Annotated in this window: 10 protein-coding genes; 4 read left to right on the top strand and 6 right to left on the bottom strand. The window is 74.7% G+C overall.

The features are described 5' to 3' along the window. Positions 1-352: 352 nt before the first annotated feature. The 3 genes from LQ51_RS08235 to LQ51_RS08245 form a co-directional block, all read right to left on the bottom strand. Positions 353-1309, bottom strand: a complete 957-nt coding sequence (locus LQ51_RS08235; protein WP_046564096.1) for a 4-(cytidine 5'-diphospho)-2-C-methyl-D-erythritol kinase — start codon at positions 1307-1309, stop codon at positions 353-355. Between the two features lie 84 nt (positions 1310-1393). Beyond that, positions 1394-2263: a 16S rRNA (adenine(1518)-N(6)/adenine(1519)-N(6))-dimethyltransferase RsmA gene (rsmA, locus tag LQ51_RS08240; protein WP_046564102.1), complete on the bottom strand. Its 870-nt coding sequence runs from the start codon at positions 2261-2263 to the stop codon at positions 1394-1396. 13 nt (positions 2264-2276) lie between these two features. Then, positions 2277-3176, bottom strand: coding sequence for a TatD family hydrolase (locus LQ51_RS08245; protein WP_046564103.1), 900 nt, complete (start codon positions 3174-3176; stop codon positions 2277-2279). 82 nt (positions 3177-3258) lie between these two features. Here LQ51_RS08245 and LQ51_RS08250 point away from each other — a divergent pair, with 82 nt between their 5' ends. Together LQ51_RS08250 and LQ51_RS08255 are read left to right on the top strand one after the other, a co-directional pair. After that, positions 3259-4497: a hypothetical protein gene (locus tag LQ51_RS08250; RefSeq protein WP_046564097.1), complete on the top strand. Its 1239-nt coding sequence runs from the start codon at positions 3259-3261 to the stop codon at positions 4495-4497. 86 nt (positions 4498-4583) lie between these two features. Next, positions 4584-5435, top strand: coding sequence for an alpha/beta fold hydrolase (locus LQ51_RS08255; protein ID WP_046564098.1), 852 nt, complete (start codon positions 4584-4586; stop codon positions 5433-5435). Between the two features lie 57 nt (positions 5436-5492). On the opposite strand, the gene metG is transcribed toward LQ51_RS08255, so the two are convergent. After that, entirely contained in the window at positions 5493-7295 is a 1803-nt protein-coding gene (metG, locus tag LQ51_RS08260; protein ID WP_046564099.1) for a methionine--tRNA ligase, read from the bottom strand. Positions 7296-7433: 138 nt separating this feature from the next. Here metG and LQ51_RS08265 point away from each other — a divergent pair, with 138 nt between their 5' ends. Next, positions 7434-8303 carry a hypothetical protein gene (locus LQ51_RS08265; protein ID WP_231605578.1) on the top strand — a complete coding sequence of 290 codons (870 nt, stop codon included), beginning with the start codon at positions 7434-7436 and terminating at the stop codon, positions 8301-8303. 63 nt (positions 8304-8366) lie between these two features. Here the strand turns inward: LQ51_RS08265 and rsmI are convergent, their stop codons facing one another. Continuing rightward, the gene (gene rsmI / locus LQ51_RS08270; RefSeq protein ID WP_046564100.1) at positions 8367-9206 is read right to left on the bottom strand and encodes a 16S rRNA (cytidine(1402)-2'-O)-methyltransferase; all 840 of its coding nucleotides are present in this window, start codon (positions 9204-9206) and stop codon (positions 8367-8369) included. 92 nt (positions 9207-9298) lie between these two features. On the opposite strand from rsmI, the gene LQ51_RS08275 reads away from it, so the two are divergent. Continuing rightward, positions 9299-11002 (top strand): dolichyl-phosphate-mannose--protein mannosyltransferase, encoded by a 1704-nt coding sequence (locus LQ51_RS08275; protein ID WP_046564101.1) that lies wholly within the window; start codon positions 9299-9301, stop codon positions 11000-11002. Between the two features lie 354 nt (positions 11003-11356). Here LQ51_RS08275 and LQ51_RS08280 read toward each other — a convergent pair whose 3' ends face one another. Continuing rightward, positions 11357-11626, bottom strand: coding sequence for a hypothetical protein (locus LQ51_RS08280; RefSeq protein ID WP_046564105.1), 270 nt, complete (start codon positions 11624-11626; stop codon positions 11357-11359). Positions 11627-11912 lie beyond the last annotated feature (286 nt).

Consider the following 11912-nt stretch of genomic DNA (forward strand, 5'->3'; position numbering starts at 1 on the left):
GCCCGCCAGGCCGCCGGACGCCCCCCAGGCCGCCGGACGCCCGCCGGCCGCCTGAGGCCCGCCAGGCCGCCGGACGCCGCCGGGCCGCCGGAGGGCCGCCGGAGGGCCGCCCGCCCGACGCAGAATGCGGCAGACCGTTGCCTCCCCGCGCGGCGAAGCCACGGTTCTCCGCAACCCGAGTCGATCATGCCCGCCGGGCCGGCCGGGCCGGCCGGGCAGGCAGGCAGGCCGGGCAGGCAGGCAGGCAGGGCAGGCAGGCAGGGCAGGCAGGCCGGGCAGGCAGGCCGGGCAGGCAGGCCGGGCAGGCAGGCAGGCCGGGCAGGCAGGCAGGGCCGGCAGGCAGGCAGGCAGGTCAGATGATGCGGGCGCCGGCGACCGGGCCGTGTGCCACCCGGGCCGCCCGGCACACGCCGGCGGCCTCCAGCTCGGCGGCGATCCGGCCGGCGTCCGCCTCGTCGCCGGCCAGGAAGACGCAGGTGGGGCCGGAGCCGGAGACGAGGCCGGCGAGCGCGCCGGCCGCCTCGCCCGCCTTGAGCGTGTCGACCAGCGCCGGGCGCATGGCCAGCGCGGCGTCCTGGAGGTCGTTGCCGAGCGCGGCGGCGAGCACCCGCGGGTCGCGCTGGCGCAGCGCGGCGAGCAGCCCGTCGGTGCTGCCCAGCGGCGCGCCGGCGGCGCCCGCGTCGCGCAGCCGGTCCAGCTCCCGGTAGGCGGCCGGGGTGGACAGCCCGCCGTCGGCGACGGCCACCACCCAGTACCAGGAGGTGGGGCGGGCCAGCACCGGGCTGACCGCCTCGCCGCGGCCGGTGCCGAGCGCGGTGCCGCCGTGGATCAGGAACGGCACGTCCGAGCCCAGGTCGGCGGCGATCTCCGCCAGCTCGTCCCGGGACAGGCCGGTGCCCCAGAGCGCGTCGCAGGCCACCAAGGCGGCGGCCGCGTCGGCGCTGCCACCGGCCAGCCCGCCGGCGAGGGGGATCTGCTTGCGCAGGTGCAGCCGCGCGTGCGGCAGCACGCCCGCGTACCCAGCGAGGGCGTGCGCGGCCCGGATCGCCAGGTTGGAGTCGTCCAGCGCCAGCTCGCCGGCGCCCTCGCCCTCCATGGTGAGGGTGAGCGTGTCGCCCCGGCGGGCGGTCAGCTCGTCGTAGATGGAGATCGCGTGGTAGACGGTGTTCAGCTCGTGGTAGCCGTCGCGGCGCAGCGGGCCCACCCCGAGGTGCAGGTTGACCTTGGCGGGCACCCGGACCTTGACCGGCCCGCTGGCGCCCCGCCGCCGCAGCTCCTCGTCGTCCTCCGGTCGCCAGGCCTCGGTCACCGGAGGGTGTCCCGGGGGCGCAGGCGGATGTCGAACGGCTTCTCCACGGTGGGCTCCTCGACGGGGTGGGGGGACACGCCCAGCCTACTGGGCGGCGGCGGGCACGGTCGGGGCCGACGCGGCGATCGCGGCGAACTGCTCCACGGTGAGGGACTCCCCGCGCGCGCCGGGCGCCACGCCCGCGGCGGTGAGCACCGCGGCGGCCCGGTCGGCGCCGCCGGCCCAGCCGGCCAGGGCGGCGCGCAGGGTCTTGCGGCGCTGCGCGAACGCCGCGTCGACCACCACGAAGACGGCCTCCCGGGGTACGTCGGGTCGGGGCGGCTCGCGCCGGGTGAACGCGACCAGCCCCGAGTCGACGTTCGGCACCGGCCAGAAGACGTTCGGCGGGACCTTGCCGGCCGCCCGGGAGCGGGCGTACCAGGCCAGCTTGACCGACGGGATGCCGTACACCTTGGAGCCGGGACCGGCGACGAGCCGGTCGGCGACCTCCTTCTGCACCATCACCAGGCCGTGCCGCAGGGTGGGCAGCTCGGCGAGCAGGTGCAGGACCACCGGCACGGCCACGTTGTACGGCAGGTTCGCCACCAGCGCGGTGGGTGCCGGCCCGGCCAGCTCGGCGGCGGTGACCCGCAGCGCGTCGCCGGGGTGCACGGTGAGCCGGGCGGCGTCCGGGCCGGCGAACCGGGCCGCGGTCTCCGGCAGCGCGGCGGCCAGCGCCGGGTCCAGTTCCACGGCGTGCACGTGCGCGGCCACCGGCAGCAGGGCCAGGGTGAGCGAGCCGAGCCCGGGGCCGACCTCCAGGGCCACGTCGTCGGGGGCCAGCCCGGCGGTGGTGACGATCCGGCGGACGGTGTTCGGGTCGTGCACGAAGTTCTGGCCGAGCTTCTTGGTGGGGGTGACGCCGAGCCGCGCCGCGAGTTCCCGGATCTCCGCCGGGCCGAGCAGGCCGGTCACGCCGGGCATCCTCTCACCACGGCCCGAACACGCGTTCGCCGGTTGCGGAGATCGCGGCGCAGAGCTCGTCGAGGTCGGCCCCGGTGGTCTCGGCCAGGAACCGGACCGTCAGCGGGATCAGGTACGACGCGTTGGGCCGGCCCCGGTGCGGCATCGGGGTCAGGTACGGCGCGTCGGTCTCCACCAGCAGCTGCCCCGGCGGGGTGACGGTCGCCGCCGCGCGCAGCGCGGTGGCGCTGCCGAAGGTGACGGTGCCGGCGAAGCTGAGCAGGTAGCCGCGACGGACACACTCCCGGGCGAAGTCGGCGTCGCCGGAGAAGCAGTGCAGCACCACGGTGTCCGGGGCGCCCTCGTCGTCGAGGACGCGCAGCACGTCTGCGTGCGCGTCGCGGTCGTGGATGACCAGCGCCTTGCCGTACCGCTTGGCGATCGCGATGTGCGCCCGGAAGCTCTCCTCCTGCGCGGCCCGCCCCTCGTCGCCGGTGCGGAAGAAGTCCATCCCGGTCTCGCCGATGCCGCGTACCCGGTCGCGGTCGGCGAGGGTTTCGATCTGCCGCAGCGCCTCGTCCAGGTCGGCGAGGCGGGGCGCCTCGTTGGGGTGCAGCGCCACGGTGGCGAGCACCCCGCCGTAGCGCTCGGCGACGTCGGCGCCCCAGCGGGACGACTCGACGTCCACGCCGACCTGCACCAGCCGGTCCACGCCGACGCCCGCGGCGACCGCGATCGCGGCGGCGACCGGGTCGTCGGCCGGGCCGCCCCCGGGTACGCCGTAGTCGCCGACGGTGATGTCGAGGTGGGTGTGGCTGTCCAGCACGGGCACGGGCAGCGCCTCCGGGGCGGGCGGGAACTCCCCGGCCCGGCGGGCGGCCCGCTGCTTGCGGGTCTCGGTCTGCTCAGTCATCGCGGCCAGCATCACACACCGCCGCCGGGCGGCGTTCCCGGACCGCCACCGGCCGTTCACGTGCCCAACATCTGCCGCGCATAGCGTCCGCCGGGTGACCGTCACCCCTCAGACCAGCGGGGCCGCCCCCGGGCGGACCGGGCTGCACGTGACGTACGAGGGCCGGGTGCATCCCGCCGAGGAGCTGGCCCGGGGCGCCGCCTACGAGGTGTTCAGCGCCGACGAGCTGCCCGGTTTCGAGTTCGTGCCCCGGCCGGGGGCCGAGCATCCGTGGCGCAGGTTCGTGCACGTGACCGAGGTGGGCGCGGTGCACGGGGCGGCGGAGCCGACCGAGGAGGCGGACCCGCCGCTGCTGATGCCGGTGCACCGCGAGCACGGATGGGCGTACCTGCATCAGCTCAGCCAGGCGCCGGCGGCGGCCGGCGATGCGACGCTGGCCGCGGTGCGCGCGTCGGCGGTCATCCGGCCAGGGACCCGGATGGTGAAGGTGCTCTCCGCCCGCCAGCTCGCCGGGTACGTGCGGGGTTGGCTGCCGCACGGCTTCTGCTACCGGGAACACGACGTGGCGCACCTGCGTACCCCGGGCGGCCTGGCGGTGTTGCGCGGTGACGGCGAGGGCGGCGACGTGGCGTACGCGCTGCGCTGGCGGGCGGCCGACCCGGCCGACTACGACGCGCCGGTCGGCCCGGCGCACCAGGGCCTGACCGCGCTGCCGCCCCGCGACCGGCTGGGTCCGCCGGTGCTGGGCACCGGTTTCGTGCCGAGCAACGCCCAGCTCGTCCCGGAGTTCGTCACCCGGGACTTCGCGGACCTGCCGATGCCGGCGAACGCCACCCTGCTCGCCTACCCGGCGGAGGGGGTGGAGGTGGTGCTCTACACCTACCAGGCCGAGCAGCGCGGCTGGCTGCGCATGGTGGGGCCGCAGTGGCGGCACCTGCTCGCCGCGGTGCCGGGCCTCTCCCCCGACCAGGAGTACGTGCCGACCGGCGACGCGCCCCGCTCCACCCAGCTCGTCGGCGGGTACGCCGGCGGCGAGTACGAGGCGGTGGCGGACCTGCCGGGCGGGTTCCGGGTGCTGGCGATGACCCGGGCGGCCCGTTACCCGGTGGAGTCGGCGGCCCGGCGGCTGCGGTACGCGACCTGGCGCGGGGTGCCGTGCCTGGTGCTGCGGGAGGAGGCGGGTTGGCTGCGGTTGCGGCTGCGCCGCCCGGATCCGGACGCGGTGGCGGTCACCGGGGCGCAGTGCCACGAGCGGGGCGTCTACGAGACCTGGGCGCCGGGTGCCGAGGTGACCGACGACCGGGTGGTGGACCTGCCGTACCGGACGGCATGACCGACCTGCCGTACCGGACGGCATAACCGGGGTCCCCCCGGGAAAGCGCGGGCGTCAACGACGCACCCAGGGGGAGAGAACCGGACATGCCTTTCGTTACCGTCGGTACGGAGAACTCCGCGCCCATCGACCTGTACTACGAGGACCACGGCTCCGGGCAGCCGATCGTCCTGATCCACGGTTTCCCGTTCAACGGGGCGACCTGGGAGAAGATGGCCAATCCGCTGCTCGCGGCCGGCTACCGGGTGATCACGTACGACCGGCGCGGTTTCGGCAACTCCGCCCAGCCGGCGTTCGGCTACGACTACAACACCTTCGCGGCCGACCTCGACGTGCTGATGACGGAGTTGGATCTGCGCAACGCGATCCTCGTGGGGCACTCGATGGGCACCGGCGAGGTGACCCGCTACCTGGGCGCGTACGGGTCGGACCGGGTGGACCGGGCGGTGCTGCTGGCCCCGTTGGCGCCGTACCTGGTGAAGGCCAAGGACGACCCGGAAGGGGTCGACAAGAGCCTCTTCGAGGGGTTCAAGGCGGCCATCATCCAGGACCGGTTCGCCTACCTGACCCAGTTCTGCGACGCGTTCTTCAACTACAGCGAGAACAAGGGCAGGTGGGTCAGCGAGGAGGCGTACCGGGCGCACTGGGACATCGGCGCGCGGGCGTCGGCGAAGGCCACCCACGACTCGGTGGACGCCTGGCTGACGGATTTCCGGGGCGACCTGCCGAACATCACCATCCCGGTGCTGATCGTCCAGGGCGACAAGGACAACGTGCTGCCCTTCGCGGTGACCGGCGGGCGGTTGCAGCACATGCTCCCCAACTGCCAGATGATCACCCTCAAGGGGGCGCCGCACGGCATCCCGTGGACCCACCCCACCGAGGTCAACAACGCGATCATGCAGTTCATCGGTGCGCCGCAGATGGCCCGCGCCTGAGCCACGCCGACGACGACGGCCCCGGGGTCACCCCCGGGGCCGTCGTCGGTCTGCCGGTCAGCCGGCCAGCCGGGCCAGTTCCTCGTCGACGATGGACGGGTCGAGCTTGCGGAACACCGGCTTCGGCGCCGCGAGCGGCCGGCCCACCTCCAGGGGTACGGACTCCCAGCGCGCCCCGACCGTGTAGTCGCCGGTCAGCACCGGGTACGCCGGCCCGCCGTCGAGGTCCTCGACCTCCTCGATGACCGGCATGGGTGCGTGCACCCCGGTGCCGCCGAGCAGCTCGTGGATCTGCTGGGCGGAGTGCGGCAGGAACGGGGTGAGCAGCGTGTTGGCGTCGCTGACCACCTGGAGGGCGACGTGCAGGATGGTGCCCATCCGGGGCTTGTCGTCCTCGCCCTTCAGCTTCCAGGGCGCCTGCTCGGAGAGGTACTTGTTGGCCTCCGCGACGACCTTCATGGCCTCGCCGATGGCCTGCTTCTGCCGGTGCCGGGCGATCAGGTCGCCGACCGTGGCGAAGCCGGCCCGGGCGGTGGCGAGCAGCGCCTCGTCGGCCTCGGTGAGCCCGGCCGGGTCGACCGGCGGGATCGCGCCGAAGTTCTTCGCGGCCATCGAGACGGACCGGTTGACCAGGTTGCCCCAGCCGGCGACCAGTTCGTCGTTGTTGCGGCGGAGGAACTCGGCCCAGGTGAAGTCGGTGTCGTTGCTCTCCGGCCCGGCCACCGCGATGAAGTAGCGCAACGCGTCGGCGTCGTACCGCTCGAGAAAGTCGCGGACGTAGATGACCACCTTGCGAGAGGAGGAGAACTTCCGGCCCTCCATGGTCAGGTATTCGCTGGAGACCACCTCGGTGGGCAGGTTGAGCCGGCCGAGGCGGCCCGGCTCGCCGTCCCGCGAGCCCTCGCCGGAGTAGCCGCCGAGCAGCGCCGGCCAGATGACCGAGTGGAAGACGATGTTGTCCTTGCCCATGAAGTAGTAGCCGCGGGCCTCCTTGCCCTCGCCGTCGGCGGACCACCACTTCCGCCACGCCTCCGGGTCGCCGGTGCGGCGGGCCCACTCGATGGAGGCGGACAGGTAGCCGATGACGGCGTCGAACCAGACGTAGATCCGCTTGTCCGGGCGGTCGCGCCAGCCGTCGAGCGGGATCGGCACGCCCCACTCCAGGTCCCGGGTGATGGCCCGGGGCTGGAGGTCGTCGAGCAGGTTGCGGGAGAAGCGCAGCACGTTGGGCCGCCACCCCTCCCGGGTGTCCAGCCAGTGCCGCAGCGCGTCGGCCAGGGCGGGCAGGTCCAGGAAGAAGTGCTCGGTCTCGACGAACTCCGGCGTCTCGCCGTTGATCTTCGACTTGGGGTTGATCAGGTCGATCGGGTCGAGCTGGTTGCCGCAGTTGTCGCACTGGTCGCCGCGGGCGCTGTCGTAGCCGCAGATCGGACAGGTGCCCTCGATGTAGCGGTCCGGCAGGGTCCGGCCGGTGGACGGAGAGATCGCCCCGGTGGTGACCTTGGGGACGATGTAGCCGTTGCGGTACAACCCCTCGAACAGCTCCTGCACCACCGCGTAGTGGTTGCGGGTGGTGGTCCGAGTGAACAGGTCGTACGACAGGCCGAGCGCCCGCAGGTCCTCGGCGATCACCCGGTTGTACCGGTCGGCCAGCTCGCGCGGGCTGACCCCCTCGGCGTCGGCCTGCACCTGGATGGGGGTGCCGTGCTCGTCGGTGCCGGAGACCATGAGCACGTTGTGACCGGCCATCCGCATGTACCGGGCGAAGACGTCGGAGGGAACGCCGAATCCGGATACGTGGCCGATGTGGCGCGGGCCGTTGGCGTAGGGCCAGGCGACCGCGGCGAGAACGTGACTCATGAGCGTAGAGCCTAGTGATTGTGGTGGGCGACCTGCGAACCAATAGGACGCGTTCCACCACCGGACCCGGACAGCCTGCCCGATTTGTCGCCGACACGCGGCCTGAGCTGCCCGGCCGGCCCGGCGTACCGGTGTGAAATGAACGGCGTGACCAGCAGACGAGCGGCACCGGGGCCGGAGGAGGCCGCCGTCCCGGCGCTGACCGGCGACGGCGGCCGGCCGGCGCGGGCGCGGGGCGGGAACGTCGCCCCGCAGCCCCGGCTCGAACCGGCCGACCCGCCGGTCGAGGTGGAGCCGACCACCGGCGCGCCGGTGGACGCGGTCCCGCGTCGGGTGCCGGTGCGGCAGCCGCGCTGGCAGCGACGCCGGGCGACCGGCACCACCCCGGACGGCGACGGCGAGGTGTTCTGGGCGCCGATCGAGGAGGTGCACTGGGACGGCACGCCACTGCGCGCGGAGCCCGGTCCCTCGGCCACCCGCCCCGCGGCCCGGCGGGCGCGCACCCGGTCCAGCCACCCGCCGGCCCCGTCGACCGGGCTGGCGGCGCTGGTCGCGCTGAGCCTGCTGGCGGCGTTCTTCGCCTGGGTGAGCGCGGCGCCGTTCTGGCTGGCGGCGGGGCACGCGACGGCCGGCACGGTGGTGATCGCGGACTGTTCCGGCGGCGGGCTGACCCAGCGCTGCCGGGGCATCTTCCTGGCCGAGGCCGACCGGTTCGTGGCCCACGGGGTACGGGTCAGCGGGGTGCCGGCCGAGCGCAGCGCCACCGGCAGCGTGCTGCCGGCCCGGATGACCGGGCCGGACGCCGGCACCGCGTACGCGGACACCGGCGCGGCCCGGCACCTGCGCTGGCTGCTCGGGCTGCTGCTGGTGGCGGCCTGCGCCGCGGGGATCGCCCGGTGGACCGGGGCGACCCGGCTGCCGGAGCGTCGGCAGCGCCGCTGGGCGGTGGGGGCCGCCCTGGCCGGGCCGGCGCTGATCACGGTGGGCTTCCTGGTCGCCGCCTGGTGACCCGGCGTGCCGGTCAGGCTGGAGGCGTTCCGGTCCGCCGGACGTCGACCGGGGCCGCGGCGGTCACTCGTGCACGACCGCGTAGACCTCGCGGCGGCGCAGCCCGTGCTCGGTGGCGACCTCGGTGATCGCGTCCCGCCGGGACAGCCCGGCGGCTTCCCGCGCGGCCACCGCCGCGCGCAGCGTGTCGTCGTCCGGCCGGACCGCGGCGGCCGCCGGCGCGCCCGCCACGACCAGGGTGATCTCGCCGCGCGGCTCGCCCTCGGCGGCCCACTCGGCCAGCTCACCGAGCGGCCGGCGGACCACCTCCTCGTAGGTCTTGGTCAGCTCCCGGCAGAGCGCGGCCGGCCGGTCCGGGCCGAACGCGGCGGCCAGGTCGGCGAGCGCGCCGGTGATCCGGTGCGGCGCCTCGAAGAGGACCAGGGTGCGCTCCTCGGCGGCCAGGGCGCGCAGCCGGGACCGGCGGCCGCCGGGGCTGCGGGGCAGGAAGCCCTCGAAGCAGAACCGGTCGCAGGGCAGGCCGGACAGGGCCAGGGCGGTGGTCACGGCGCTGGGGCCGGGGGCCGCGGTGACCGGGACGCCGGCGTCGATGGCGGCCCGGACCAGCCGGTATCCCGGGTCGGAGACGCTGGGCATGCCGCCGTCGGTGACCAGCGCGACGGTGTAGCCGGCGGCCAGCACCTCGACCAGTTCCGGGGTCCGCCGCTCCTCGTTGCCCTCGAAGTAGGAGACGATCCGCCCCGGCACGCTGACACCGAGGTCCCGGGCCAGCCGGGTGAGCCGCCGGGTGTCCTCGGCGGCGACCACGTCGGCGGCGCCGAGCAGGTCGCGGAACCGGCCGGAGGCGTCGGCCGGGTTGCCCAGCGGCGCGCCGAGCAGTACCAGCCGGCCAACCTCGGACATTTCACCCACGACGTGCGCTCCTTCATCGACGGTCGTACCAATCTCGGAGACGACGGGCGCCACCGGGCACCTCCGCAGCCTACGATCGCCGGGTGACGAGTGCGTCGACAGCACAGAGCGCGAACGCGGGTGGATCCGCCGCCGGGCGGACGAACGCCGGACCGGCCGCCGAGCCGTCCCCGGCCGGCGGCGGAGGCGGGGTGCCGGCCGTCGTCCGGCGCCGCCTCGGCACCGTCGACGCCCGCCTCGACGGCTACTCCTGGCTGGCCACCGGCGTCGTGGTGGCGATCGCGGCGATCCTGCGCTTCGTCGGGCTGAGCAGCCCGCCCGGCAAGATCTTCGACGAGACCTACTACGCCAAGGACGCCTACGGGCTGATCAGCCGGGGTGTCGAGTGGAACTACAAGGACAACGGCCCGTCGTACGTGGTGCACCCGCCGCTGGGCAAGTGGCTGATCGGGCTCGGCGAGTGGGCCTTCGGCTACCAGGACGCGGAGACGAACATCTCGGTGCCGGGGCATCTGGTCACCACCGCCCCGGAGTTCGGCTGGCGGTTCGCGGCGGCCGTCGCCGGCACCCTGTCGGTGCTGATGCTGGTGCGGATCGGCCGGCGGATGTTCGGCTCCACGGCGCTCGGCTGCGCGGCGGGCCTGCTGCTCGCCCTGGACGGCTACCACCTGGTGCTCTCCCGGGCCGCCCTGCTCGACATCTTCCTGCTGCTGTTCGTGCTGGCCGCGTTCGGCGCGCTGGTGCTGGACCGGGACGCCCGGCGGCGGCGCTGGGCGCGGGCGCTGGACGCCGGGCTCGACCCGTCGGTGCCGGGGCGGGCCGGCCGGCCGCCGTCGACCTGGCGGGACTGGCCGTGGTGGCGGCTGGCCGCGGGCGTGCTGCTCGGCTGCGCCGGCGCGGTGAAGTGGAGCGCCCTCTACTTCGTGCCGGCCTTCGCGCTGCTGGTGATCCTCTGGGAGGTCGGTGTCCGCCGGTCGGCCGGTGTGCGCCGCCCGTGGCGGGACGCCCTGCTCGACGAGGTGCCCTGGCTGCTGCTGGCCGGCGTGCTGATGCTCGGCACCTACCTGGCCACCTGGTCGGGCTGGCTGCTCAGCGACGACGGCTACTACCGGCTGGCCAGCCGCTACCCGAACACTCCCGGGCTGAGCGACACCCCGTTCGTCGGGGCGCTGATCAATTTGTGGGAATACCACAAGGCCGCGTACGGCTTCCACGCCCAGCTCGACGACCCGCACAAGTACCAGTCGTGGCCCTGGCAGTGGCTGCTGCTCGGCCGGCCGGTGGCCTTCTACTGGTCCGGCGACGGCAACTGCGGCGCGGCGCAGTGCGCCTCGGAGGTGCTGCTGTTGGGCACCCCGCTGCTGTGGTGGTCGTTCCTGCCGGCGCTGGCGGCGACGGCCTGGCTCGGTCTGGCCCGGCGGGACTGGCGGGCCGGGGCGATCCTGCTCACCGTGGCCGCCGGCATGCTGCCCTGGTTCTGGTTCGCCCTGGACGGCCGGACGATGTTCTCCTTCTACCTGGCGCCGGCGGTGCCGTTCCTGGTGTTGGCGGTGGTCTACGTGCTCGGCGCGATCGTGTCGCCGGCGCCGGTCGGCGGCCCCGTCGGCGCGCCGCCGCCAACCGAGCAGGACGTCTCCGACCGCCGGCTGGTCGGCGGGATCATCGCGGGCGCGTACGTGCTGCTGGTGGCCCTCTGTTTCGCCTACTTCTATCCGATCTTCGTGGGCCGGCTGCTCACGTACGCGGAGTGGTCCGCCCGGATGTGGCTGGACGGTCGCTGGATCTGACGCCCGGTGTGCCCGCTCACCCGCGGCCCGGCGGACCTCCGCCGGGCCGCGGCCGTCGTGGCGGTGCAGCGGTGGGGCGGGGGGATATCCGGCAGGGCGCACAAAGAAGCGCGCCCCGATCGCCTGCCACGGGGGAAGCGGGCGATTGGGGCGCGCAAGAAGAGCTTAACCACAGTCCCGCACTCGCACAACGGGTGACCCCGGGTCAAGTTTCCGACGATGAACACCGGGGCCGATCCGGTCCCCGGGCGGGCGACCGGCCGGCCGTCCCGCCGGCCGACGGTGACGGGTTCCGGACGGCGTCGCGGCCGCACCGGAAGCTCCGCTGTCCGTCACCGAAACGGGCGCGGCCGGTCACTGGGTACGCGGGAGGCGCGGCACCCAGCCGATGAACCGGTCCTGAAGTGACCGGGTGTGCCGGGCGGGGAGGTCCTGGCTGGCGGCGGCCAGGCAGGAGCCGAGATAGATGCTCAACGAGGCGCGATCGGCCTGGTACTCGCTCAGCAGCCGGCTGCGTTTGGTGTCGCAGGGCCACTCTTCACCGCAGGAGGCGCAGTTCCAGTCGGGTGTCACCGGGACGTGCTCGTCCGGTCCAGGTCCCGACGCCTTCGCACCAGGCGCCATCGGCATTCCTCTCGTCAGTGGACTTCTCGCATGTAGACGATCTCCCCCGGTCGCCCCAACAGCGTTCCGCCACGCTCCGCCGTTACATCACTGCGGTACGTTCACCTGCCATGGCCGCGCCGCAGCATCGTCCCCGCCCGGGACCCGCCGGCCCGCCCCGACGACCTCCGGGGGTGGGCCGTGCGTGACCTGCTGCCGCCGGCGGTCGCGGTGGCCGTGGCCGGCCCCGGCGACTGGTCGGGCACGCTGCTCCCCGCCGAGCGGGCCTGCCTGGGCGACCGCGCCG

Source organism: Micromonospora sp. HK10 (genome assembly GCF_000982955.1).
Classification (GTDB): domain Bacteria; phylum Actinomycetota; class Actinomycetes; order Mycobacteriales; family Micromonosporaceae; genus Micromonospora.